The sequence below is a fragment of the Pseudoalteromonas sp. T1lg21 genome (genome assembly GCF_002964625.1).
Lineage (GTDB): Bacteria > Pseudomonadota > Gammaproteobacteria > Enterobacterales > Alteromonadaceae > Pseudoalteromonas > Pseudoalteromonas gelatinilytica.
The window spans coordinates 180,405-205,599 of sequence record NZ_PQBX01000004.1; the positions used below are offsets into that span (position 1 = coordinate 180,405).

Sequence of the window (25,195 nt, forward strand, 5' to 3'; positions counted from 1 at the left end):
ATCGTAATGCTTGAACTAATTTACATAGCCATTGCCGTTTTAGCCATCTTGCTGATTGCAAGTACGTGGTTGATTGCGCGAAAAAATATCTTTGAAGATCAAATCAGGTCTAAGTCTGTTGAGGTGGTTTGGTGCACGTTACAAGCCGAACATGAAACAGATATCAGCAAAGCAATTAAACTATTTAATAAAGCTGAACAATTGAAGGGCGAAATTGCAACCTTAATGGGCAATTCACCACACGCCGCACATTTTAAATTAGCAGAACCTGCCGGGCTTGATAGCGATAAAATAAAGGAGTTATCGCTTGGGGAGCTGCAGCGATACTACGATAAGCAAAACAATATATCTGACATTTACGAGAAAATGTACAAAGGTAAGAATTAGTAAAAAGCCAGGTTATTTAACCTGGCTTTGTATTTTGAGCTCTTTTGCTATTTGTTTTAGCTGAATATCTGCAAGTTGACTAAGTGCTTCTTGCGTTTGGTTCTCACCTTTAATTAACCCCGCCATTGATAGCTTTTTTATACTCTTAATAATACCGTTACTGATTGCTTGTAATATGGGACCATCAAGTACAGCTGTGGTTTGGTTACTACCATTAAGTAGTGAATCAAAACTAACCTCAGAAGCTTTAGCTAGTTTATCAATTAACTCATAGGGCACAGTTGCAAGCTCAATACTTTGCTCACAAAAGCCAAGTTGTAATGATAAATGTTGCTCTAATTCTAAATTATTTTGCACCTGACAAAGCGTACATAAGCGCATAAAAATATCACTTACATGCTGTTGCTCAGTGCTGAGCGTTTGATTGAACATAGCATGTCCTTGCACTGCTTTTTTATTTATATTAAACGACTTTTTAAAAAATCTCATGCATAAAGTGATAGTTAGCGAATTTTTTAACTCATATACAATGCTATTTGATGATACAAGCCAATTCCTAGTAATACATTGAAAGGAAAGGTTATGCCTAAAGAACATAACATGGCCAAGCCTATGTCAGCATCAGGAATAGCTGCTTTTATAGCGGCTGGAGCTGCTATGTAAGAGGCACTTGCAACTAGGCTTGCTAATATCACTACCGAGCCGAGCTCGAGTTGCAGGGCAGTACCCACACAGACGCCGATGGCACCTAATAAGTTCGGTGTTATAAGTGCAAATAATGCTAAACGCCAATGATGCCATGGAATAGGGCGCAGTGTTTGTGCGGCCATTAAACCCATTTCTAGTAAGAATAATGCTAATACAACTTTAAAGCTGCTGGTAAGAAGGCTAGTTACTTGGCTACCTTGCTGCGTGCCGTACATCATGCCAATAATCACACCACCCACAAGCAAGATCACACTTTTGTTAGTCAGTGTTTCATGCCACAGCGCTTTGAGTGATAGGTTTTGCCCAGAGCTATTTCCTAGACGGCGGTATAGTAACAAACCCACGATGATGGCAGGTAATTCAAGCATTACTAAATAAAGCGTGACTTCAGCACCTACATTAAGTGAATTCGATTCGGCATACGCTAAAGCAACAGCAAATGTGCCTGCGCTAACAGAGCCATAATGCGCGGCTATACTTGCGCTATTTGCGACAGAGAGGTTAAGCAGCTTGTTTAAAACCGGATACAGCATTAATGGTATCAAGCCGCCAAGCAGTAACACAGCGCCCATTTCGGGTAGAAGTTGCCAATGCAAATTGCCATGCAGCACCATGCCGCCTTTTAAGCCAATGGTGAGCATTAGCAATAGGCTAAGGGTTTCATAGGTTGCTTGCGGAATTTTAAGATCAGAGCGAAGTAATCCGGCTGTGAGCCCTAAAACAAAAAACATTACAACAATATCAGGCACTTTGTTCTCCTCTTGGTTAAAAGCGCCGCTATTCTAGATAAAAAACCACATAGTAAATAATTAAATAAATGATAGTATCTTATAGGTAATTATCTATGGGTTAATATTAATGGACTTAAGGCATATTTCTTTTCGCTTACTTGAAGTGTTTATGTGTGTGGTAAAAACGCGCTCAATTAGTGAGACAGCAAGGCAGTTACACTTAACGCAACCAACGGTTTCACAACAAATTAAACGCTTGCAAGAAACAGTGAATGAGCCATTAGTGATGGTTAACCAGCAGCGTATTCATGTGACAGAAGCGGGTTTTGCGTTGTTTCAAACTTGCCAGCAGGTGTTTGGTCATTTTGATGATTATCAAGATTATTTAGCTGAGCTCAGAGGTGGGGAGCGCGGGCGTTGTAAAATAGCCATGGTTAACACCGCACAATATATCTTGCCCAAATTACTAGGACCGTATAGTAATTTACATCCTCATGTTGAGCTGCCACTTGAAATAGGTAATCGTGCTGAAGTACTTGCTCGATTTGAAAGAGGCGAAGATGATATTTATGTATTTAGTCACCCCCCTTCATTAGAGCACGCAAAAGCAGGGCGGTTTTTGCAAAACCCATTAGTGTTTATTGCGCCAATAAACCATCCACTTGCGAGTAAAAGCCATGTTACTTTGCACGATATAGTGAGTGAACGTTTTTTACTTCGCGAGCCAGGTTCAGCTACGCGAATGTTATTTGAAAGCGAGCTACAAAGTAGAGGTTTTGTCCTTGGCAACACAGTACAAATGGCCAGTAACGAGGCAATACGTGTTGCAGTTGGCTCAGGAATGGGGCTCGGTGTTGTTTCTCGCCATGTATTGCCACCCCATGATACGAGTTTTTGCATGCTAGATGTAGAGGATGTGAATTTAGCCAGTCATTGGTATTTTGTGGTTCGCACCGATCGCCATTTGTCACATGCGGCGCGCAATTTTTTAAAATTTGCCCAACTTAACTTAGAGCAATGCTTAGATAAACAGTGGGTGACCAATGAGTTAAGTCAGCTAAATGAAAGCTTAAATTAAACTAACAAGCTGTCACGTTAAAATGCCATAGTAACAACTTGATTTCGGCCATTTAATTTTGCTTTGTATAAGCCTTTGTCGGCTTCTGCCAGTAATTCGTTAACATTATTTGTGCCCGATTTATGAGTTATGATGCCAACACTAATTGAAAGCTTTATTGAATGTTGCTGATATTGAAAGCTATCGTTGTGTATTGCTAAACGGATCCGTTCGGATAGGCTTTCGCCTTGGGTCTGACTGGTGCTTGGTAGTATGACTGCAAATTCTTCACCGCCGATTCTGGCGACTAAATCGTGTTCGCGAAGCTGGCTTTTAATCTTTTTAGCAACCCATTTGAGTGCTTCATCTCCGGTTTCATGACCATATTGATCATTTACTTTTTTAAAGAAATCGATATCAATCATCAAAGCACAGAGCTCTGTAAGATTACTATTAGCTTGCTCTAAGTAATTGTTGCTAATCATTATAAATGATCTGCGATTCAATAATCCTGTAAGCGGGTCACGATTGGCAAGATCGCTTAGTATCTGCTCTGATTCTAAAAACATCATTAATGGCCAAATCATAGCAGTTAGGGTGGTAATTATAATATGGCTTATCAAAATGACCGCGAGAATGTGGCTTAAATCAGTATTAATATCGCCCTTATAATCAGAAACTAAAAGCAAAAATTGTACTAACATAATCAAAGCATGAATTACAAAGCACAGTTTTAGTAAAGCCAGGTGTATGATGCGCTCAACTTGCAGCTTTCTGAGCGCAAATGCAGCGTAGCTAAAGCAAATGGCAATGATGGCCGTGCTGATTATGTGGTTTAATGGGGAGTCATGCACTGGCAGTAATATCAGCATGGATAGGATCAGCACAAAGGCGCAGGCTTTATGGTATTTCCTATCTGACTGACTATAAGCATGGATCCCTAAAATTGCAGCCAAAGGCGCTGAAATAATGAGTAAAGCTGCCAGATAATGGGTAATTAAAGGTAAGTCGATAAAAACACGAAGAGAAGCGGTGATTTGCGCAAATACAAAAAATAAACACGAACTACCCCAATATAAATAGCTCGGCTGTTGCCTTAAAAAATACAAAGACAGTAGAAACGCCCCAATAATCACATTCAATAAAATTGAAATGCTGATTATGGTGGGTAAATGCATCATGATTTTCCCTGAATAATCACTCGACTAAAATCAGATTAATTATTATGTATTAGTTGAGTATTATCAACCCGTACATTGTAACTATAATTTTAGACTTTCTAATGCTGGTTTTAACGTTGGGTAATGGAAGCGGTAATTATGACTAAGTAGTTTATTGGGAAGCACAAATTGACCATGAAGGAGTAGGTCTGACATTTCGCCCATCATCAATTTTAAAACCCAGCTAGGCATACGTAACATGGCAGGACGCGATATCACATGTGCAAGAGTTTGACTAAACTCATTATTATCAACAGGATTTGGCGCAGTGGCATTGATTGGGCCGTGTATATCCTGATGTGAGAGCACAAAAAGGATAAGTTGGATCATGTCATCTATATGGATCCATGACATTCCTTGTTGACCATGGCCTACTGGTCCACCCAAGCCAAATTTAAAAGCAGGCAGCATTTTACCTAAAGCACCACCTTGCTTAGCTAATACGATACCTGTACGAAGTAGGCATACTCGAGTTTGTTCAGATTGTGCTTTCGTCGCTGCATGCTCCCAATCACGGCAAAGCACATGACTAAACTCAGGGTAAATATCATTAAAGCTCTCATCAATTGGCTGATTTTCTTGGCGGCCATAAAAGCCAATCGCACTGCCAGAAATAAAGGTATGAGGTGGTGATTCACAGCGGCTAATCGCTTTAGATATCTGTAGGGTAAGATTAATTCTGCTATTTAACAAAGTGCGCTTTTGCGACTCGCTCCAACGTTTGTTGACAATTGGCTCTCCAGCTAGATTAATTACAGCGTCAACCTCTTCAAAATTCACCTCATCGAGTGACTTAACAGTGTGCACTTGATGAGTCAGAATAACAGCAGCTTGAATTGGGTTTCGTGTAAGTACAGTCACCTTGTGATGGTTTAATAAAAAAGGGCACAAATGCCTACCAATAAGACCCGTTCCGCCTGTCAATAAAAGATGCATAGTGTTGCCTTAAGTTAAAAGTGCTGTGTAAATTTTATACATAGTGATGAGGGTTTTTGCAAATATATACGGATAAAGCAGTGATTTAGATTAGTCTTCTTGAGTACTATTCTGGTAAAGATGATAACCATTTTTTGACGCTTGTTTAGCTTGGTACATTGCTTGATCAGCAAGCTTGAGCAGTTTTTGAGGATCTTGACTGTGATCAGGTGCTAGGGCTACACCAATACTAAGTGACACCGTAACTGTGTGTTGTTCGAATATAAAAGGGCTATCAAATCGTTCCATTAGATGGTTGAGCATGGCATTTATGTAGCAACGCTTGGCAATGTTGTGGGCAACAATAACGAATTCATCCCCTCCATAACGGTAAACATCATCATCAGCTCTAACTGATGAAGTAACCCGTTTTGCTGTTTCTTTAAGTACTAGGTCACCGATTAAATGACCATAGTTATCGTTGAGTTGCTTGAATTTATTAATATCAATAAAGATTACAGCCAGTTTATTATCTTCAGAACAAAGACTAGTAGCATGTTTTAATGCAGGCTCTAGTTCCGTTCGATTTAAAACACCCGTCAAATGATCGTGACTTACTTGAAAATTTAATTTACTTGTTCGCTTATTAATTATGTTGCTCATACGTATGAAGCGTTTGAAAAGGTAACCTATTTCATCATGAGAATTTATCGTCATCATTTTTGCAGGCAGGCCTTTTTCAAGTTGTTTGGTGTTTTTTATTAATATTTTCATGGGCTTGAAAAGTTTTAAATTGATGTATAAAGCACAAAATATCAATAAGATAACAATTAATGGGATTTGCAAAGTGACGAACCGGGTAATAAATAGCCTATTTCTTTGGTACTCAGCATTTTGCTGTTCTAGCTTGGTCTGCTCAGTATTTTGAAACTGTAGAATATGCCAACGGATTTGGTCCATATACTGTTTTCCCTCATCAGTTAACACAATCGCTTTAGCTTCTTCAAGGGCATAAGGTGTGCCTTGCATTACGAGTGTCACAGTTAATGCCAATTCAGCTAATTTTTTGTTAACTAGTTCATCAATTAAAGCAAGCGTATTTTGTTGTTCGGAGTTGTTTAGCGTTAGTCTATTAACGGCCAAAAAATGTTGTTTTACTTGTTCAAGAGCCGAATAGTAGGGTTCTAAATAGTTGAGGTCTTGCGTTAATAAATAACCCCGTTGTCCAGTTTCGGCGTTCGTTATTTGATTGTAGAGCTTTTCTGATTCATCGAGCACATTATGAGTATGGATCACTGCTTCAAGCTTAGCCTGACCTTGTTTATCTAATGCATAGATAATGAAAGTATTGGCTACCACCACACAAAAAATTGTGGATAGCAGAAGGATAAATTTAGCTCTTAGCGACATTGAATGGGTAGGGGACTGTTTCAGTTATTAATAATAAAGTATTGATGGGTATTGAGTATTTTTCCAGTGTGAGTTTTAAGATATGTAGTCGAAATTTTGGTTAAATTATTAATGTGAGCTTAACAAATTGGTGCAGGTTGTGTTTATTTTTGGTAATTTAGTCCCGATAATAAGTAAATAATGTATTTAAGGAACTATTATGCATAAGGGATTAATTGCAGGTGCTGCAGTTTTTAGTATGTTTAACGCATACTCTCTTCAAGCTGCAACAGTCGAAAGGGTCAGTCCTCTTAACCAACCACAACTTCAAAACCTGCTGTTAATAAATCAGAATCTTCAAAATAATCAAAAAAAAGGTTCTTATTTTGAAGAGGTAACTTTGCCTCACCTTAACTCGACGAGTGCGGTAAGAAAAAATTCATCAAACAAAATTCTACAGCAATATTATTCTGGCATTCCAATTTGGGGCCAACAAATTCGTGTTCAAGCGCAGTCAAAGCATTTGAGTGGCTTTTTTGCGACTGATATCAATGAAACACAATTGCAATTAAGAGCGAATAATCAATTTGATTTAGAGACCGCTGTTTTAGCAGTACTTAAAGCCTCTAAACTGTCACTAGATTCTTCTTATAAGCTCGTAAAATCAGAGCGCTACATTTATGTTAAAAACGATCAAGCTCATTACGCATATTTAATTGAACTTGAAATTTTAAATGCAAAACTTGAATCAAGGCCTTCAGCTATTATCAGTGAAAAGACTTATGAAGTGTTTAAAGCGTGGAATAATATCAAACACACACAGGCGATGGGACCTGGTGGTAATGAGAAAGTTGGCCGTTATGAATATGGCGATGATTATCCCGCATTTGCTGTTTCCCAAGTAGGAGAAACATGTTTTTTAGAAAATGATAAAGTAAAAACTGTTTCGATGGAGTCAGGGAGCGAGCCTTCATCTGCGTTTTCATTCCCATGTGCTCGAAATACTCACAAAGAGGTTAATGGTGCCTATTCGCCTTTAAACGATGCCCATGCATTTGGTACCTCAGTGTTTGATATGTATGAGCAATGGTATAACACGGCACCACTGACTTTTAAGTTATTGTTGCGTGTTCACCAAGGTGATGGTTGGGAAAACGCGACTTGGAATGGCTCTGCGATGAGCTTTGGTGATGGTGCTGATAGTTTTTACCCGCTAGTTTCTTTAGATATCGTATCTCATGAAGTAAGTCATGGTGTTACTGAGCAAAATTCCAATTTATTTTATTATGACCAATCGGGAGGGATCAATGAGTCTTTCTCAGACATGGCTGGTGAAACTGCTGAATACTTTGTCAGAGGCACTACAGATTGGTTGTCTGGTGCCGACATCACAAAAAATAGAACTGCATTGCGTTATTTTGAAACGCCGTCAAATGATGGTATTTCAATAGACCACGCATCACAGTTTTATTCTGGAATTGATGTTCATTACAGTAGTGGTGTATTCAACAGAGCATTTTATTTACTAGCAAATAAGCCAGAGTGGGATCCACGTAAAGCTTTTCAAATTATGCTCTACGCAAACCAAAATTATTGGGTAAATTCAACGGACTTTATCGATGGTGCATGTGGTGCAATAAACAGTGCCATTGATTTAGGTTATGCGGCAAATGATGTTGTTGATGCATTCAATACGGTAGGTGTTGTATGTAATAATATTCAATTCATTGATAATGATAACGATGGAATGGATGACAATTGGGAGTTGTTATATTCACTCGATTCATCAGACCCTACAGATGCCTCAGGTGATCTAGATGAAGATGGATTGACCAACCTAGAAGAATACAGTTTAAATTCTTTGCCAAATGATTCTGATTCAGATGATGATGGCTTAACTGATTATCAAGAACATCATGTGTATCAAACGAGCTTAACTAACCCTGATTCTGATAACGACAAAATGACGGATGGTTGGGAAGTCAATTTCGCCTTAGATCCACTTGATAGTTCAGATGCACAAAGTGACTTAGATAATGATAGCTTCACTAACCTAATTGAATTTTTATTAGGTTCAGACCCTAGTGATGCTGATTCTACGCCAACAATACCTGCAACAATCTCATTTAACTTTAATGACAATCTTGTTCCGGCAAGCTTTAATTTTACAGACCCTTCTACGCCATGGGAAACTTCACAAATAGATGAAAACTATAGTTTCTCTTTGGCTAATAATGACATTGACGATAGTCAAGCAACTAGTTTTGAATACAGCTTTGTAACAGACCAGACTAAGTATTTAAGCTTTATTTATAAACTTTCTACAGAAGCTGGTTTTGATCATTTGTATGTTTACCTAAACGAGCAATTAATTGTTATTGATTCTGGTATCACCGATTGGCGCTCTTTCGAGCAGGTTATTCCTGTAGGCTTAAATACACTTAAATTCGCTTACATTAAAGATAGTTCTGTATCATCAGGCTTAGATACAGTTTTCATTGATAACATTTATTTCAGTAATGAATTTGCTGATAATGATGGTGATTCAATACCCGACTCTTGGGAAGTTGCACACGGGCTAGATCCTTCGAATTCAGACGATGCATCATTGGATAATGATAATGACGGTTTGAGTAACCTCAATGAGTTTTTAAATCAGGGCGATCCTAATAACCTTGATACAGATGGAGACCAAATTCCAGACGGCTGGGAATATGAGCATGGTCTAAATTTAACAGACTCTACTGATGCAATGCTTGATAGTGACAATGATGGATTTAGTAACTACACCGAGTTTCAGTTACAAACAGACCCACAAGATGCAGAGTCATTTCCAGAGCAATTGAATCTAACTAGTTCATTTGAAGACTCTCAACTACCTCAATGGTTTAACCATTCATCAGAGAACAACGCAGATTGGTACATTGATAATAGTTTTGCTACCGATGGTTCGCATAGCATTCGCTCTGGTAAAATCTCAGATAGTCAGATGAGCTCATTCAGTGCTACAGGTGTCTTCGTAGAAGCATACCTTGTATTTGACTATAAAATAGAATCTGAAGATTGTTGCGATTCTTTTGCGCTGAGAATTAATGGTTCAAATAGTGATATTGAGTGGATCGCTGGAACGAAGGAAGGGTCGGTAACTGTTAAAATCCCTGAAGGTATTAACGTTATTGAGTTTTCATATTCAAAAGATGGTTCAATATCTACAGGAGAGGATGCTGTTTGGCTAGATAATTTTAAGTTTATTTCTAAAACGAGCGATGCTGATACAGATAGTGATGGGCTGCCTGATTTTTGGGAAGTTGAAAATGGGCTTAATTTAACTGATGCTAATGATGCTTCTTCTGACTACGATAATGACGAACTAACTGCTCTGCAAGAGTATGCTCTTGGAACAGATCCTAGGCATTCGGATAGTGATGGGGATGAACTTCCTGACGGTTATGAAGTAAATATACTTATGACCTCACCTATTAATGCAAATGTTACTGGTTCTGATCTAGATGAAGATGGTTATACAGACGTACAAGAATATTATGCGCAAAGCTCACCAACAGAATACGCATCAACGCCTTCAGCAATAAATAACCTTTTCGAAAGTTTTGAATATGGTGGGTTACCAAACCGCTTCACGGTGTTAGCAGCAAATAATGTTGACTGGATTTCAAGTGATAGTTGGTCTTCTAACGGAATTAATAGCCTTTCTTTTTACCCTAACTTCAATGGCGAAACTTATACACGAGTGAATGCAGGCTTTGCTATTGCTGGTTTGTTTGAGCAGGGCTTTATCACTGTTGACTATAACACCAATAAGTATAGGCTTTTACAAGTTCAAGTTAATAACGAAGATATTGAAATTCAATACGAAAAATCTCGACTATTAATTCCTATAGCTAGTGGCTTCAATACAATTAAATTTAATCTAGGTGGTGCTGATTTTTCCCGTTACGACTCATTTTTTATTGATAGTGTCATGTGGATTTCAGAGATTGATACTCGTTTAGATACCGACAATGACGGCATGGCTGATTTCTGGGAGTATCAATTTGGTTTGAATGTTCTTGACTCATTCGATGCAAGTCAAGATTTAGACAGAGATGGTTTGGCTAACATAACTGAATTTGAAATAGGTTCTAACCCAACTGCTGAAGATACAGATTCAGATGGTGTGGTTGATAGTGAGGATAGTCATCCAGATGATCCTAATTTAGGAGAAAATTTACCACCAGTATTCTCTGATTTGTCACCTGTGACAATAGAAGGGGTTTATGAAAATACTTACATTTCTAGAAGCCTTTATCCTGAGGTAACAGATAACAATAGAGTTGCTGTCGAGGTATACCCTTCATCTAGAACGCTAGTATATGGCGAGAATCAAATAACGTGGGTAGCTGAAGACATTGCAGGTAATAGCGCAAGAGCTGTGCAAACATTCTTTGTTACTGATACGACTGCTCCAATCATCCGAAACGATGTCGTCGCTATGAACGGCGAATTTACTGAAGAACAATTGTTCGAGGAGTTAGTAAACCGTTCAGTTGTTTATGATGCGGTATCAGGCATAAATGAAATAACTATTGAATCAGACATTGATATAGCATTTGAGTCTGGACGTTACTCTTTAGATATTACGGCAAGCGATAATGCAGGTAATACAGCCTCAGGCACAATAAACCTACATATAAATCCTCGTATTGATATTCAGCCTGCTACCTATGTTTATCGAAATGCTCTGCCTGTCGTTGCGCTTAATGTAAGAGGCAAACCGTTATATGATTACTTGGGGTTAAATTTAAGTGCTGGAAATTATAGCCATTATTTTGGTGACTACAGTATTGAAGGGATCAAGAATGTAGTCTTCGCAAGTATCTTGGAATCGTCAGTCGATTCAATTGAGCTTGAAGTATACGACGGCGGTTATACAGGGGAGTTTAGTAAATCTGAAATAATTCATTTAGATGAGGATGCTCCACGCACTATCAGTGCAACTCATAAACAAAATGGTAAGAAAATGGCAAGTTTGGTCAAAGGGAATAGCGCCGATCTTTCTATACAAGTATATGGCTTTTCAAATTATGAAAATTTAGAGCTAAAAGTAACATTATTATCTGCTGAACAAGTCATCAATGAAGTTGACGTGTATATGTATGACACATCAATTTGGAGTGGCTATTTTGGTATTGAAGATGCTTGGCAAGGAGACATTACCTTACAGTATGACATTTTACAAAATGGAGAGTCGGTTCTGACTAAAACTGAGACCGTGCCATTAATTAATAATGTTATCTTTGATGATGAAAGTGCGGACACCGATGGTGATAATATTCCTGATATTATAGAGTGGATAGGCGACAGTGATGGTGATGGGATTGTTGATTTCTTAGATAATTCAGCAAACACCTCGAAGGGGGTACTCGCATCTGATTCTTATGTACATACGAACAATGTTTTCCATATCATCAGAGCAGGTGACGTTATTCGCACTCACAGTGAGCACTTCATAGAAAATATGAATGTATCTGAAGAGATGTTGCTTGATGCCTTCACCGAGATGAGGGTTGAAGATCCTCACTTCCAATTGAAGAGTGACATGATAAACATTAATGTTGAACTCGCTCAGCGCACAGAATCAGTAGATCTTGCTTTACCAATGCTTGAAAACGCTTTATTGAGCGATGAGCTACAAGCACGCGTACTAACGTTAAGTGGTTGGAAATCGGTAGAGATAATTGCAAGCAGCGAGTTTAGTTCTGAGTGCAGTAATTGTTCAGTGATTAGGATTGAAGATGGTAGTGAATTTGACTTAGACGGCGTGAAAAATGGTTTTGTTGAGGTTGTCGCAAAACTTGCACAAGAAAGTCTTAATAGCGCACCAACATTATCTCTTATTATTCCAGAAACGATAGAAGAGCTGCATACTTTCGTTCTAGATGCGTCAGGCACATCAGATAGTGACGCAGATGAATTAACGTATCACTGGGCAATTTCGATACCCGAAGTTACTATCGAAAACCAGAATGAAAGTATAGCAATCTTGAAAGTATCTGAGCTTTTAGAGTCGAAGCAGGGAACAATTTCTTTAACCATTAACGATGGTTACGAGGAATTTGTTCATGAGCAATCTGTTTTATTCATGCATGTAAACCAATTGCCAACAATTGAACTTGCTAATAGTTATACAGTTAATGAGAATGCAGAAGGTGTGATTACTGTTTCTGCGACAGATAAAGAATCACAGTCATTAACTTACAATTGGACGCAAACGCAAGGGCTTCAAGCTGATATTCTTCAATCTACTTCTCAAACGTTAAAATTTAAATCTCCAACTGTCTCAGTGGATTCGTTAATCAGATTCAAAGTAGTCGTTTCGGATGGGGAAGGAACAACAGAACAATCAATAGATGTTACTGTCAAAAATGTAACTACTAGTAGCAATGGTGATAAAACTGAGTCTAGTAGCGGTGGCGTTTTTGTATTTCTAATTGCTCTGTTACCTTTCGTTTATAGAAGGCGAGTATACAGACACTAAAAGAGCTAAGAAAAGCCCCTTTTTAAGGGGCTTTTTAATAAGTGAAAATCATTATTAATAATACAAATTCAATCTAAAATTATGATTACTGCTGTTGTTATTTGAAATTCTTGGTATGCTTCTTTAGAGCAAAATAAAATTCGTATAACTAGGGAGCTAGGTTGAACTTTCTGCGCCAATTTCACGATATAGTATCAAACCAAGAAATTGATTTTTCGAGTAAAGTAGTCAAGTTACTGCAATTTGGTTTAGATGTATTTGATCTTGAGTTTGCGATTGTGAGTCAAGTTGATGACAAGCTCTATACGGTTATTCATGTGGTTGCACCTGATGATGCGATTGCTGTTGGAACGCAGTTTGATATTGAGGGAACCTATTGTACTCATACTCTTGAAGCGAACAAGGCTTTGTCGTTTCATCATGCATCGAAAAGCCATATTGCACAGCACCCTTGTTATGTAAACTTTCAACTTGAGTCATACATAGGTGCGCCTATTTATGTTGGCAAAAAAGTATTTGGTACAGTTAACTTCTCTGCCCCGAATGTATCAGAGCCATTTAGTGAAGAGTCCCATGATTATGTCGAGCTATTTGCTCAGTGGTTAGGGAATGAATTGGCACGAAATGCCTCATCTGAACGGTTATTGAAAAAAAACTACATGCTGGCACAAGTGGAAGAGGTCGCTCGAATTGGTTCATGGGAACTCGATTTGTTGGCCAGTAAATTGTACTGGAGCAAGCAAACGAAAGCTATCCACGAAGTCCCTGCAGATTATTCCCCTAATCTTGAAACGGCCATTGAGTTTTATAAAGAAGGTGAAAGTCGTGATGCAATACAACACGTAGTCCAAGAAGCAATCGAGCAGGGTAAAGATTGGAATATCGAAATTCAGCTCATCACAGCAAAAGGAAATCCTATATGGGTTTCAACGTATGGCGAAGCTGAATTTGAAAACGGGCAATGCATTCGTTTAATTGGTACTTTTCAAGATGTCACGAAAGAGGTGCTACTTCGTGAAGAGCTTAAAAAGCAAAAAGCGGATGCTGAACGTACACTTGAAGATCGCAGTATCTTGCTGGCTAAAATTAGCCATGAACTGCGCACGCCGTTAAATGGCATTACAGGCATGCTAACGACTTTACTTTATGAAAAGTCAGAGCAAAAGCGAGAAGAAAAACTCAAAGTTGCACTACGAAGTGCTGATATTTTGTTAAACATCATCAACGAAGTGCTCGACTTTTCTAAGATAAATCATGGTGAACTCAAATTAGAGCCTAGTCACTTTTTACTAAAAACAATCTTTGTTGATCTTGCGTCATTATATTTACCTTTATACCAGGAAAAGAATCTCAATTTTGACGTCGACATTGATATTAGTGATGAATGTTGGATTTATTGTGACAATACTCGACTCACTCAAATAGCCTCAAACTTACTGAGTAACGCGTTAAAGTTTACTGAGCAGGGTGAAATAAAGCTTAAGGTATCTGCTAAACATCATGATGGTGATGTGAGCCTTCATTTACAGGTTAGCGATACAGGAATAGGGATGACCGAGAGCTTTATGAAATCGCTATTTTCACCCTTTACACAAGAGGTTACAAAAGAGCGTAAGCAAGGCGGAACAGGCCTTGGGCTCGCTATTGTCAAAGAACTGATTGATTATATGGGTGGCACAATACAGGTCAGTAGCGAATATCAAAAAGGCAGTTGTTTTGATATTCAACTACCTCTAAAGCTCGGGCAGCCACAATCACATGATGCGCTACTTACCTGTGATATCGACTTTTCAACCTTGCCTCTATCAATACTGGTTGTTGATGACAATCAAATAAATCGATTTGTTTTGAAAGCGCATCTTGAGAAATTAGGTTTAACGGCCGATTATGCCTGCGATGGGATTGATGCGATAAATAAGTGTAAGCAAAACAATTACAATCTAATTTTTATGGATTGTGTAATGCCTGAAATGGATGGTATTGAAGCAACCCGTATTTTAAGAGAGGAGCAAATCTGCCCAACGGATAAAACCTATATCATCGCTTTAACAGCCAACACCTCTGCAGATGATAAGGCAGCCTGCAAACAAGCTGGAATGGATTTATTTGTTTCAAAGCCTGTTAAAAACACGGCCATTGAACAAGCAATAGCAACTGCAAAAGAGCATTTTTCAATGTAAGCATTCGTGTTGTATGGCTGCTCAGGATAGAAAAATTATAGCAAGGTAAATTAGTACTTATTTTAGGCAATTTCGAAATTTAACCTATACTTTTAATGGGTTTAAAATGTTGGATTGCTAAATGGACTACTCTGATAACCGCCGTGATTTTCTTAAGACATTAGGTGTTGGTGCTGTGGCTTCAACACTTGCTTTCAAGGCTCCTTATGTGTTCGCGAAGAACACGCCTACAATTAGGGTAATGGGCACCCACGTAACTCTACAAGAAGAGCTCAGGCAAAAAGCGATGCTTGAGCTGGGTATTAATATTGAATTTACCCCCATGGGCAGTGCTGCAGTGCTGCAAAAAGCAGCGTCAGATCCAAGTAGTTTCGATTTATATGAGCAATGGTCAGATTCAATTAACATTCTCTGGCAAGCAGGTGCAATTCAGCCTATCGAAACAGAGCGGCTTACTTATTGGCAGGAAATTAATCCACTTTCTAAAACGGGAAAAATTGTACCTGATGCTAAATTAGGCGCTGGTGACTCACCCAACAAACTTCTATACGTACAAGCAGATGGTTCGCTTGCGACTACACCAACCAATGCAATAAGTTTTATGCCTTATGTACACAATGTTGACTCGTTTGGCTACAACACACAATTTATAAAACAGGGTACTCCTTACGAAACAGAGTCTTGGTCTTGGTTACTCGATGAAAAGAATAAAGGTAAGGTCGCCCTTGTTAATGCGCCAACAATCGGTATTTTTGATGCTGCACTGGCTGCCGAAGCGCAGGGGCTGATGACATTTAAAGATATGGGCAATATGAGTATTAGCGAAATTGACCAGCTGTTTGCAATTTTATTGCAAAAGAAAAGGCAGGGTCACTTCGCTGGCTTTTGGACTTCGGTACCGCAATCCGTCGATTTTATGAAAATGAAGCGCGTCACGATTCAAAGCATGTTTTCGCCCGGTGTCAGCGCTTGCAAAGGGCAAGGTATACCCGTTGTGTATGCCTCTCCAAAAGAAGGCTATCGTGCTTGCATGGGGTAATGTGCTTATCTGCAAATGCACAGGGGCATGTTAAAGATGCTGCCTATGAATACATGAATTGGTGGCTTTCTGGCTATCCAGGCGCGTTTATAGCAAGACAAGGCTATTACATCTCAAACCCAGAGCGGAGTCAGCCTCTTATGTCAAAAGCTGAATGGCAATATTGGTATGAAGGGCAAGAAGCATCCATCGATTTACGCGGAACAGACGGAAAAATATCTGTGCAAGCGGGTCAAGTCCGCGATGGAGGCAGTTATATCAAGCGCTTTTCAAATATAGCGGTATGGAATACGGTAATGCCTAACTATGATTACAGTTTAGATAAATGGTATGAGTTATTGAACTCATAAGGAATTACTTTGCTAACAATTGTTTCTAGGTCTTTGGCGGCCAAGGTGTTATTAGCATTGACGCTTGTATTACTTGCAATGGGGGCGAGCTACTTTGTCTTGAACAAGCGATTGCAAAGAATTGAAGCATCCTTTAACGATATAAGCCGTATCAGTAATTATGCTGTGGCTATTCTTCGAATAAATAAAGATATCGTTGAAATGCAGCGGGATATCTCTGTTTATGGATTCTCAGGTAGTAAAACGGTATTTAGTAAAATCATAGAGAACTTTGAAAGTATAAAAACACGCTTAGAAAGTGTTGATTTGAAAAGTGATGAACTTGAAAGCCAAGTGTATTTAAATTCAATGACACAACTGATTTCACGGTACGGTGAAAATTTAGATGTGCTTGCCAAGCGTTATGAAATCAAAACAGAACTTACTGACGTTGAGTTACCGCAAATCTATTTAGCTGCCATCAATGAATTAAATGGCCTTAAATTAACGGCGACTAACACTGAAGAAATACTGGTTATCACCGAGCATCTCAATGTATGGCATGAATTGCATCGTGATGCTTCCTTGTTTCTTGCCAAAAAGGATTATTCTAAAAGAGCTGCGGTTAATAAGGCACTAGCTATCTTATCAAATAAAACGTCAACCAATACAGAATTAAGCAAAAACCGTGACTATGCAAAAACATATCAGCATGCTTTTTCGAAAGGCGTGCAGGCTAACCGAAACTATTTAAGTTTGGTTAATGTTGTTATGGCTGGCGATGCCATTGAGTTCAGTACCCTTGCCGATAAACTCAGGGAGCAATCTTTAGCAAAATTACAAAAGATTAAAAGGGAAGCGCAAGAAACAGTCATAAAAACAGATCAAACTCTGCGTTTTCTTGCTGTTGGCGTGGTTATTTATATTATCGCGCTTGCCATCTTTTTCCACCTGCATATATCGCGTGCAATCACACGTTTAACTGCAAGTTTTCAATACTTCTTAGCTGGTGATTTATCAGCACCCATTTATGATTTAAAGCGCAACGATGAAATTGGTGTGCTTGCAACTGCAGCAGATAGATTTCGGGTGTTAAGCCAAGATCTTACCCAAGCGAAGAAAACGGCAGAACACACCACCAAAGTTAAGTCAGAATTTCTGGCAAACATGAGTCATGAAATTCGCACTCCAATGAATGGCATTTTAGGAATGGCAAGGCAGCTTGGGCGTACCAAGCTGACACATGAACAAATGAAGATGCTTAATATTATTCAATCTTCAGGGACTGGACTATTGGTCATTATTAATGACATTTTAGATATCAGTAAAATTGAAGCATCTAAAATTGAACTTGCACCAATACCAATTCACTTAAATTCATTGTTAGATGAGCTAAAGCATCTATTTGCAGAGCAAGCAAAAAGCAAGCATATCAAATTACATATTTCTGTTGCAGATGAACTGCTGCATTGTATTTTTCTTGCTGATGAAACACGCTTAAAACAAGTGCTTATCAACCTGTTAGGGAATGCAATAAAGTTCACTGAAAAAGGCAGTGTGACGCTCAACGTAAAAATTAACGAGCTTGGTAGCGATAATCTGAGCATCAAATTTAGCGTGATTGATACAGGAATAGGTATCGCAAAAGAAAATCTCGGTAAGCTATTTGAAGCGTTTTCTCAAGCAGATACCTCAATTACACGGCGCTTCGGTGGCACAGGACTTGGCCTTGCTATCTCAAGTAAATTACTAAATTTAATGGATGCTCCTTTGCAAGTTAAGAGTGAGGTTGGGCAGGGGTCTCGTTTTTATTTTGAACTAAAAACTACACAGGTTATTGAGCAATCTGAGTTTGAAGTCGTAAATAAGCAAGAAACCGAAGAGAAACAACTAGACTTTTCATCACTAAATGTACTGGTCGTCGAAGACAATGATATTAATCAGGTTGTTATCGAAGCGATGTTAAATGAGTTTGGTATAAGCTCAATAAAAATAGCAGGGGATGGTGAGCAGGCCGTTGCGCTATGTAAGGAACATAGTGAGGAAAACAACCTGCAAAATAACTTTGATATTATTTTTATGGATATGCAGATGCCGGTACTTGATGGCCCACAAGCAACAATATGCATAAGAAAAATGCCAGTATATAAAGATACCCCTATTATTGCCTTAACCGCCAATGTACTTGAAGCGGATAAACAGCGATGTTTTGCAGCAGGAATGAATGATTTTGTTGCTAAGCCGATTGATTACCAATGCGTGAAAACGGCTTTGCTAAAGTGGTGTGAAAATGAATGCCATAAGTGAGAGGTATGCTAGCAATTCTCAATAATACTTAATCGTTTTGAGAGATAAAACCTGTCGCTATTTAAGCTAAAACTTCTGATTTAGAATAATAAAATTCAATTCATGAATCGCTTAAGCAAAAAAAAGAGCTACCTCTTTCGTGTTCAACACACGTAGAGGTAGCCCTTTTGTTAGCTAATGAATTAGGTTTAAGGAATTAAACCAGCTTAGCTAGAATGTCATTAAATGTTGAGCTTGGGCGCATTGCTTTAAATGCTAACTCATCATTTGGCTGGTAATAACCACCAACGCTCATAGCTGGACCTTGTGCATCGTTTAATTCAGTAACGATTTGGTCTTTTTGAGACTCAAGATCAGCTGCGATTTGTGTGAATTGTGCTTTTAATTCCGCATCATCATTTTGTGCAGCCAGTTCTTGTGCCCAGAATAATGAAAGGAAGAAGTGTGAACCACGGTTATCAATCTCTTTCACTTTACGTGAAGGTGATTTGTTTTCAGCTAGGAAAGTACCTGTTGCTTTATCAAGTGTATCAGCAAGTACTTGTGCTTTCTTATTACCAGTATTAACCGCTAGGTGCTCTAAAGAAGCCGCTAGTGCTAAGAATTCACCTAATGAATCCCAACGTAAGTGGTTTTCTTTTTCGAATTGTTGAACGTGTTTAGGCGCTGAACCACCTGCACCCGTTTCGAATAAACCACCACCATTCATAAGTGGTACGATTGAAAGCATTTTCGCACTTGTACCAAGCTCAAGGATTGGGAATAAGTCAGTTAGGTAGTCACGTAAAACGTTACCCGTTACTGAAATTGTGTCTTTACCTTCTTTGATGCGCTCTAAAGAGAATTTAGTTGCTTCAATTGGTGCTAAGATGTGGATCTCAAGACCGTCAGTATCATGTTGTGGTAAATACGCGTTTACTTTTTTGATTAACTCGGCATCGTGTGCACGGTTTTCGTCTAACCAGAAAACTGCTGGCGTGCCAGTTGCGCGAGCGCGGTTAACAGCAAGTTTAACCCAATCTTGAATTGGTGCGTCTTTCACCTGACACATACGCCAGATATCACCTTGCTCAACAGCATGCTCAAGTAAAGTTGTGCCAGCGGTGTCTACTACACGGATAGTACCCGCAGCGGCTACTTCAAACGTTTTGTCGTGTGAACCGTACTCTTCAGCTTTTTGTGCCATAAGACCAACGTTAGGTACGCTACCCATAGTTGTTGGATCGAATGCACCGTTTTCTTTACAGAAATCGATAGTTGCTTGGTAAACGCCTGAGTAACAACGATCAGGAATTACAAAGCTCGTGTCTTGTAATTTACCTTCGCTATTCCACATTTGACCGCTAGAACGGATTGCAGCAGGCATTGATGCATCAATAATCACATCGCTTGGTACGTGAAGGTTGGTGATACCACGGTCAGAATCAACCATTGCGATAGCAGGGTTGTTGTCATATACCGCTTGAATATCAGCTTCAATTTCAGCTTTTTTAGCTGCATCTAGGCTTTCAATTTTTGCAAATACATCACCAAAGCCGTTGTTTACATCAACATCTAGTTCTTTGAAAAGATCAGCGTGTTTCGTGAATACGTCTTTGAAGAATACTTTTACAGCGTGACCGAAGATGATTGGATCAGACACTTTCATCATGGTTGCTTTCATATGTAATGAGAACAACACACCTTTGTCTTTCGCTGCTTGAATTTCTTGAGCAAGGAAAGCTTGCAGCTTAGCAGCACTCATGCGCGAAGCGTCAATTACTTCACCCGCTAGTAATGGTGTACTTGCTTTAAGAACAGTGATATCACCGTTTTCAGCAACATGCTCGATACGTACGTCAGTTGCTTCTGCAACCGTTACTGATTGCTCAGAACCGAAGAAGTCACCGTCTTCCATGCTTGCAACGTAAGACTGAGAATCTTTGCTCCATGCACCCATTGAGTGTGGATTGTTACGTGCATATTCTTTTACTGAACCAGGAGCACGGCGGTCTGAGTTACCTTCACGAAGTACAGGGTTTACTGCAGAACCTTTGATTTTGTCGTAAGTTGCTTTAACTTTCTTTTCTTCATCAGTTTTTGGCTCTGATGGGTAATCAGGTAATGCGTAACCTTTTTCTTGTAACTCTTTAATTACCGCACGTAACTGAGGAATAGAAGCACTGATGTTAGGTAATTTGATAATGTTAGCTTCAGGTGTCTTAGCCATTTCACCTAATTCAGCAAGTGCGTCATCAATACGTTGATCTTCAGTTAGGTACTCAGGGAAGTTCGCAATTACACGGCCCGCTAATGAAATGTCGCGAGTTTCAACTTCAACACCCGCCGCGTTGGTGTACGCTTGGATGATTGGTAACAATGAATACGTCGCTAGAGCTGGCGCTTCATCTGTTTTAGTATAGATAATTTTTGATGTCATCATCATTCCTAGATAGTTGGCGTAATGTTTGGTAATGACTGCTAACAGTAACCCTTAATTAGCCATATTCAACAATGCAATAGATAGCTTTGAATTACCAAGTTTAAGCTCCTTGATAAAACAACAGCAAGCAGTCTGTTAGCTGTTGCAACTCAATACGTCGTATTAAAATAACCACAGCTGACAGACTGTAAAATTCTTATAGCTCATTTGAGCTAATTATGAAATTAGCCAAAAGCCGTACGTCAAAAAATGACGAAAAAGCTAAATTTGAGCAACAAGAGTGTAACAAGCTTGGCTCTAAAGGGCTAATAACAATTAAACAATTGGGGTAAAGAAATGGAATTTCAAGAGAATAATAAGGATATATTTAGTGAGGGAAGAGTAAGCGAGGAACTTAACAAGGTCGCTCGCTTGATACTCGAATAGGTTTTACCTAAGAGATTTCATCGTTAGGCGCAATATTCGTTGCGTGTAACCCTTTTGGACCTTGTTGCAATTCGAATGTTACATCTTGACCAGCTTTAAGTGTTTTATAACCGTCCATTACAATCGTTGAGTAATGAGCGAAGATATCAGTCTCGCTGCCGTCTTCTACGATGAAGCCAAAACCTTTGGCATTGTTGAACCATTTGACTTTTCCACAAGCCATACTTCTACATCCTTCTATAAGTTGACTAATTTAGTTATTCTAAACCGTGTAATTTGCTAGACTGACTAATGATTAATCAATCTATATTTGACTGTAGTTTATTTAGCCAGTCAGTCAAGTGTTTTAGACTATTTTTTAACAATTTATTTATTTTTTTATTCAAGTTTGCTTGAGTTCTAAAGACAAGACTATATTTAATTATGAGTGGCATGAAAGATTCTGGTGTTATTGAAACGGTTCGCGATAGTGAAAAGCAAAAATTGCAACCACCGCGAAAATATAAAGTCATTTTGAATAATGATGATTACACGCCTATGGACTTTGTGATAGAAGTACTAATGACGTTTTTTAATATGGATAGCGATAGAGCAACAGATGTGATGCTTCAAGTTCATCATAATGGTAAAGCGATATGCGGTGTTTACAGCGCTGATGTAGCACATACCAAAGCTGAACAAGTTAATCGTTACGCGCGAGACAACGAGCATCCACTGCTATGTAGTTGTGAGCAGGAATAAATACCAAGGTAGGGTGAACCAATTAGCCCGTCACAACGGTATATAAATATTATCTCAGTAAGGGGTTGCCAATGCTAAACAAAGACTTAGAACTAACCTTGAATGCGGCGTTTCGCGAAGCGAGAACACGTCGTCATGAATTTATGACTGTCGAGCATCTTTTACTTGCACTGCTCGATAACCCTTCTGCTGGAGAAGCGCTAAACGCCTGTGGCGTAGATATGAGCGCATTAAAAGTCGAATTATCAGATTTTATTGATGAAACAACGCCTGTTATTCCAGATCTTGAGGAAGACAGAGAAACTCAGCCAACGTTAGGCTTTCAGCGTGTACTACAGCGCGCAGTATTTCACGTGCAATCATCGGGCAAAAACGAAGTAACTGGCGTAAATGTACTGGTTGCTATTTTTTCTGAGCAAGAAAGCCAAGCTGTTTATTTACTTAAAAAATCAGACGTTAATCGTTTAGATATTGTTAACTTTATTTCACATGGTATCTCAAAAGCAGATGATGACATCGGCGGTGAGGACCACGATGACATTCATGAAGAAGTGCAAGAAGTACAAGGCGAAGAGCCAACTAAACTTGAAAACTTTACAACTAACCTGAATCAGCAAGCTATCGATGGCAATATCGACCCATTGGTCGGCCGTGACAACGAAGTTGAGCGTACTGTACAAGTGTTATGTCGCCGTAAGAAAAACAACCCGCTTTTAGTGGGTGAAGCAGGGGTGGGTAAAACCGCGATTGCAGAAGGCCTTGCTTATCGTATCGTAAACAAAGAAGTACCTGAAGTGATTGCTGATGCCGTGGTTTATTCACTCGACATGGGCGCATTATTGGCGGGTACTAAATACCGTGGTGATTTTGAAAAACGTTTCAAATCGCTACTTAAAGAGTTACAAGCTAAACCAGGTTCAATTTTATTTATTGATGAAATTCATACCATCATAGGTGCCGGTGCGGCATCCGGTGGCGTAATGGATGCTTCGAACCTAATTAAACCACTACTTTCAAGTGGTAAGCTACGTTGCATGGGCTCAACAACATACAATGAGTTTAAGAATATCTTTGAAAAAGACCGTGCATTAGTACGTCGTTTCCAAAAAATTGATGTACTTGAGCCGAGTGTGGCTGATACCACGAAAATTCTTAACGGCTTAAAAGAGCGTTATGAAGAGCACCATGGTATTCGTTACACTCAAAAAGCATTAAAGGCTGCTGCTGAGCTTAGTGCTAAATATATCAATGAACGCCATTTACCGGATAAGGCAATTGATGTCATCGATGAAGCTGGGGCGAATCAACGTTTACAGCCAGCATCGAAACGTAAGAAAACCATTGGTGTGGCTGATATTGAGTTGATCGTCTCTAAAATGGCGCGTATTCCTCAGCAAAGTGTTTCATCAAGCGATAAAGAAACATTGAAGAATCTTGATCGCAACTTGAAGATGCTGGTGTTTGGACAAGATCAATCGATTGATGCACTGACTTCGGCAATTCGTTTATCGCGCTCAGGCCTTGCTAACGAAGACAAGCCAGTAGGTTCATTCTTATTTGCGGGCCCAACAGGGGTTGGTAAAACAGAGGTGACTAAGCAACTTGCTAAGTGTATGGGTGTTGAGTTTATTCGTTTTGATATGTCTGAGTATGTTGAACGCCATGCGGTGAGTCGTTTAATTGGTGCACCTCCAGGTTATGTTGGTTTTGAACAAGGTGGCTTACTAACTGAAGCGGTAATTAAGAATCCGCATGCGGTTGTACTACTAGACGAAATCGAAAAAGCGCATTCAGATATTTATAACATCCTATTGCAAGTAATGGATCACGGTACACTGACTGATAATAATGGCCGGAAAGCTGATTTCAGAAACGTGGTATTAGTGATGACAACAAATGCGGGTGTACAAGAAACGGTTCGTAAGTCGATTGGATTTACAGAGCAAGACCATTCACACGATGCGATGAGTGAAATCAATAAAGTGTTTTCACCAGAGTTTAGAAACCGCTTAGATAACATCATTTGGTTTAACCACCTTGAGAAAGAAGTTATCTTGCAAGTGGTTGATAAATTCATTGTTGAATTACAAGCTCAACTTGATAAGAAATCAGTTAACTTTGAGCTTACTTCTAAAGCAAGAGAGTGGTTGGCAGATAAAGGCTATGATAAAGCAATGGGTGCACGTCCGATGGCACGTGTTATTCAAGAGGAGCTTAAAAAGCCACTAGCAAACGCAATCTTGTTTGGTGAACTCGCTGATGGCGGTTCGGTTAAAGTATCTGTGAAAGATAAGAAAATTCACTTTGATTTTGAGACTAGCTTAGAAACGGCTTAAGCTGTTTTTACTGAAAACAAAAAGCCCAGCAATTGCTGGGCTTTTTGTTTATTAAATGGAATTAAAACTAAGTTAGTTTGAACACCATTTAACAAACGCTTTTAGCTCTTTGTAATAAACACATCTGCTCATTCAAAGCAGCAAAAAGCTAAATCTCTCGTTAACGCACTAACTTAGCGAGCACGGAATACGATGCGACCTTTCGATAAATCGTAAGGAGTCATTTCTACGGTTACTTTGTCGCCAGTTAAGATGCGGATGTAGTTTTTGCGCATTTTACCAGAGATATGAGCCACAACTACGTGACCATTTTCTAGCTCAACTCGGAACATTGTATTTGGTAAAGTATCAAGGACCGTACCTTGCATTTCGATTACGTCTTCTTTCGCCATGTTTAGCGTAACACCTCTTTAATAGTTAAACGCTGCAGATTTTGCCGAAAATACAGCAATAAGTAAAGCTACAGGGCTTAA

General features: G+C 39.1%; 15 protein-coding genes and 1 pseudogene. 8 read left to right on the forward strand and 8 right to left on the reverse strand.

Annotation, left to right across the window (positions count from 1 at the left end):
* Window positions 1-6: 6 nt before the first annotated feature.
* Complete coding sequence (locus C2M25_RS03415) at window positions 7-387, forward strand: hypothetical protein (protein ID WP_063705764.1); 381 nt, start codon at window positions 7-9, stop codon at window positions 385-387.
* A gap of 12 nt (window positions 388-399) precedes the next feature.
* Here the strand turns inward: C2M25_RS03415 and C2M25_RS03420 are convergent, their stop codons facing one another.
* Both C2M25_RS03420 and C2M25_RS03425 read right to left on the reverse strand, forming a co-directional pair.
* A complete protein-coding gene (locus C2M25_RS03420) occupies window positions 400-819 on the reverse strand; it encodes a hypothetical protein (RefSeq protein ID WP_105180400.1) in 420 nt (139 codons plus the stop codon).
* Window positions 820-902: 83 nt separating this feature from the next.
* Window positions 903-1,844: a sodium-dependent bicarbonate transport family permease gene (locus C2M25_RS03425; RefSeq protein ID WP_105180401.1), complete on the reverse strand. Its 942-nt coding sequence runs from the start codon at window positions 1,842-1,844 to the stop codon at window positions 903-905.
* A 109-nt stretch (window positions 1,845-1,953) separates the two neighbouring features.
* On the opposite strand from C2M25_RS03425, the gene C2M25_RS03430 reads away from it, so the two are divergent.
* Window positions 1,954-2,904 (forward strand): LysR family transcriptional regulator, encoded by a 951-nt coding sequence (locus C2M25_RS03430; protein WP_105180402.1) that lies wholly within the window; start codon window positions 1,954-1,956, stop codon window positions 2,902-2,904.
* 17 nt (window positions 2,905-2,921) lie between these two features.
* Here the strand turns inward: C2M25_RS03430 and C2M25_RS03435 are convergent, their stop codons facing one another.
* The 3 genes from C2M25_RS03435 to C2M25_RS03445 form a co-directional block, all read right to left on the reverse strand.
* Window positions 2,922-4,064: a GGDEF domain-containing protein gene (locus tag C2M25_RS03435; protein WP_105180403.1), complete on the reverse strand. Its 1,143-nt coding sequence runs from the start codon at window positions 4,062-4,064 to the stop codon at window positions 2,922-2,924.
* Window positions 4,065-4,145: 81 nt separating this feature from the next.
* Window positions 4,146-5,039, reverse strand: a complete 894-nt coding sequence (locus tag C2M25_RS03440; protein WP_105180404.1) for a TIGR01777 family oxidoreductase — start codon at window positions 5,037-5,039, stop codon at window positions 4,146-4,148.
* A gap of 90 nt (window positions 5,040-5,129) precedes the next feature.
* On the reverse strand, window positions 5,130-6,428 hold the full coding sequence (locus C2M25_RS03445) for a diguanylate cyclase domain-containing protein (protein ID WP_105180405.1): 1,299 nt from the start codon (window positions 6,426-6,428) through the stop codon (window positions 5,130-5,132).
* Between the two features lie 379 nt (window positions 6,429-6,807).
* Between C2M25_RS03445 and C2M25_RS03450 the strand changes: the two genes are divergently transcribed.
* From C2M25_RS03450 to C2M25_RS03465, 4 genes and pseudogenes are all read left to right on the forward strand, one after another.
* On the forward strand, window positions 6,808-12,942 hold the full coding sequence (locus C2M25_RS03450) for a M4 family metallopeptidase (RefSeq protein ID WP_234003524.1): 6,135 nt from the start codon (window positions 6,808-6,810) through the stop codon (window positions 12,940-12,942).
* 161 nt (window positions 12,943-13,103) lie between these two features.
* Entirely contained in the window at window positions 13,104-15,122 is a 2,019-nt protein-coding gene (locus C2M25_RS03455) for a hybrid sensor histidine kinase/response regulator (protein ID WP_105180406.1), read from the forward strand.
* A gap of 121 nt (window positions 15,123-15,243) precedes the next feature.
* A pseudogene (locus C2M25_RS03460) lies at window positions 15,244-16,511 on the forward strand (ABC transporter substrate-binding protein).
* A gap of 9 nt (window positions 16,512-16,520) precedes the next feature.
* The gene (locus tag C2M25_RS03465; RefSeq protein ID WP_158679668.1) at window positions 16,521-18,797 is read left to right on the forward strand and encodes an ATP-binding protein; all 2,277 of its coding nucleotides are present in this window, start codon (window positions 16,521-16,523) and stop codon (window positions 18,795-18,797) included.
* 196 nt (window positions 18,798-18,993) lie between these two features.
* Here C2M25_RS03465 and C2M25_RS03470 read toward each other — a convergent pair whose 3' ends face one another.
* Together C2M25_RS03470 and cspD are read right to left on the reverse strand one after the other, a co-directional pair.
* Window positions 18,994-21,216 carry an NADP-dependent isocitrate dehydrogenase gene (locus C2M25_RS03470; RefSeq protein WP_063705741.1) on the reverse strand — a complete coding sequence of 741 codons (2,223 nt, stop codon included), beginning with the start codon at window positions 21,214-21,216 and terminating at the stop codon, window positions 18,994-18,996.
* Window positions 21,217-21,652: 436 nt separating this feature from the next.
* On the reverse strand, window positions 21,653-21,868 hold the full coding sequence (gene cspD / locus C2M25_RS03475; protein WP_036968098.1) for a cold shock domain-containing protein CspD: 216 nt from the start codon (window positions 21,866-21,868) through the stop codon (window positions 21,653-21,655).
* A 209-nt stretch (window positions 21,869-22,077) separates the two neighbouring features.
* Between cspD and clpS the strand changes: the two genes are divergently transcribed.
* Window positions 22,078-22,386 (forward strand): ATP-dependent Clp protease adapter ClpS, encoded by a 309-nt coding sequence (clpS, locus tag C2M25_RS03480; RefSeq protein ID WP_161804337.1) that lies wholly within the window; start codon window positions 22,078-22,080, stop codon window positions 22,384-22,386.
* Window positions 22,387-22,457: 71 nt separating this feature from the next.
* Window positions 22,458-24,722, forward strand: a complete 2,265-nt coding sequence (gene clpA / locus C2M25_RS03485) for an ATP-dependent Clp protease ATP-binding subunit ClpA (RefSeq protein WP_063705738.1) — start codon at window positions 22,458-22,460, stop codon at window positions 24,720-24,722.
* 173 nt (window positions 24,723-24,895) lie between these two features.
* On the opposite strand, the gene infA is transcribed toward clpA, so the two are convergent.
* On the reverse strand, window positions 24,896-25,114 hold the full coding sequence (infA, locus tag C2M25_RS03490) for a translation initiation factor IF-1 (protein WP_002962494.1): 219 nt from the start codon (window positions 25,112-25,114) through the stop codon (window positions 24,896-24,898).
* Window positions 25,115-25,195: the final 81 nt, after the last annotated feature.

Excerpts from the sequence above, each read along its gene's own strand:
- C2M25_RS03415 (WP_063705764.1), top strand. The coding sequence starts at position 7 with ATGCTTGAACTAATTTACATAGCCATTGCCGTTTTAGCCATCTTGCTG.
- C2M25_RS03420 (WP_105180400.1), bottom strand. The coding sequence starts at position 819 with ATGTTCAATCAAACGCTCAGCACTGAGCAACAGCATGTAAGTGATATT.
- C2M25_RS03430 (WP_105180402.1), top strand. The coding sequence starts at position 1,954 with ATGGACTTAAGGCATATTTCTTTTCGCTTACTTGAAGTGTTTATGTGT.
- C2M25_RS03435 (WP_105180403.1), bottom strand. The coding sequence starts at position 4,064 with ATGATGCATTTACCCACCATAATCAGCATTTCAATTTTATTGAATGTG.
- C2M25_RS03440 (WP_105180404.1), bottom strand. The coding sequence starts at position 5,039 with ATGCATCTTTTATTGACAGGCGGAACGGGTCTTATTGGTAGGCATTTG.
- C2M25_RS03445 (WP_105180405.1), bottom strand. The coding sequence starts at position 6,428 with ATGTCGCTAAGAGCTAAATTTATCCTTCTGCTATCCACAATTTTTTGT.
- C2M25_RS03470 (WP_063705741.1), bottom strand. The coding sequence starts at position 21,216 with ATGACATCAAAAATTATCTATACTAAAACAGATGAAGCGCCAGCTCTA.
- cspD (WP_036968098.1), bottom strand. The coding sequence starts at position 21,868 with ATGGCTTGTGGAAAAGTCAAATGGTTCAACAATGCCAAAGGTTTTGGC.
- clpS (WP_161804337.1), top strand. The coding sequence starts at position 22,078 with ATGAAAGATTCTGGTGTTATTGAAACGGTTCGCGATAGTGAAAAGCAA.
- clpA (WP_063705738.1), top strand. The coding sequence starts at position 22,458 with ATGCTAAACAAAGACTTAGAACTAACCTTGAATGCGGCGTTTCGCGAA.
- infA (WP_002962494.1), bottom strand. The coding sequence starts at position 25,114 with ATGGCGAAAGAAGACGTAATCGAAATGCAAGGTACGGTCCTTGATACT.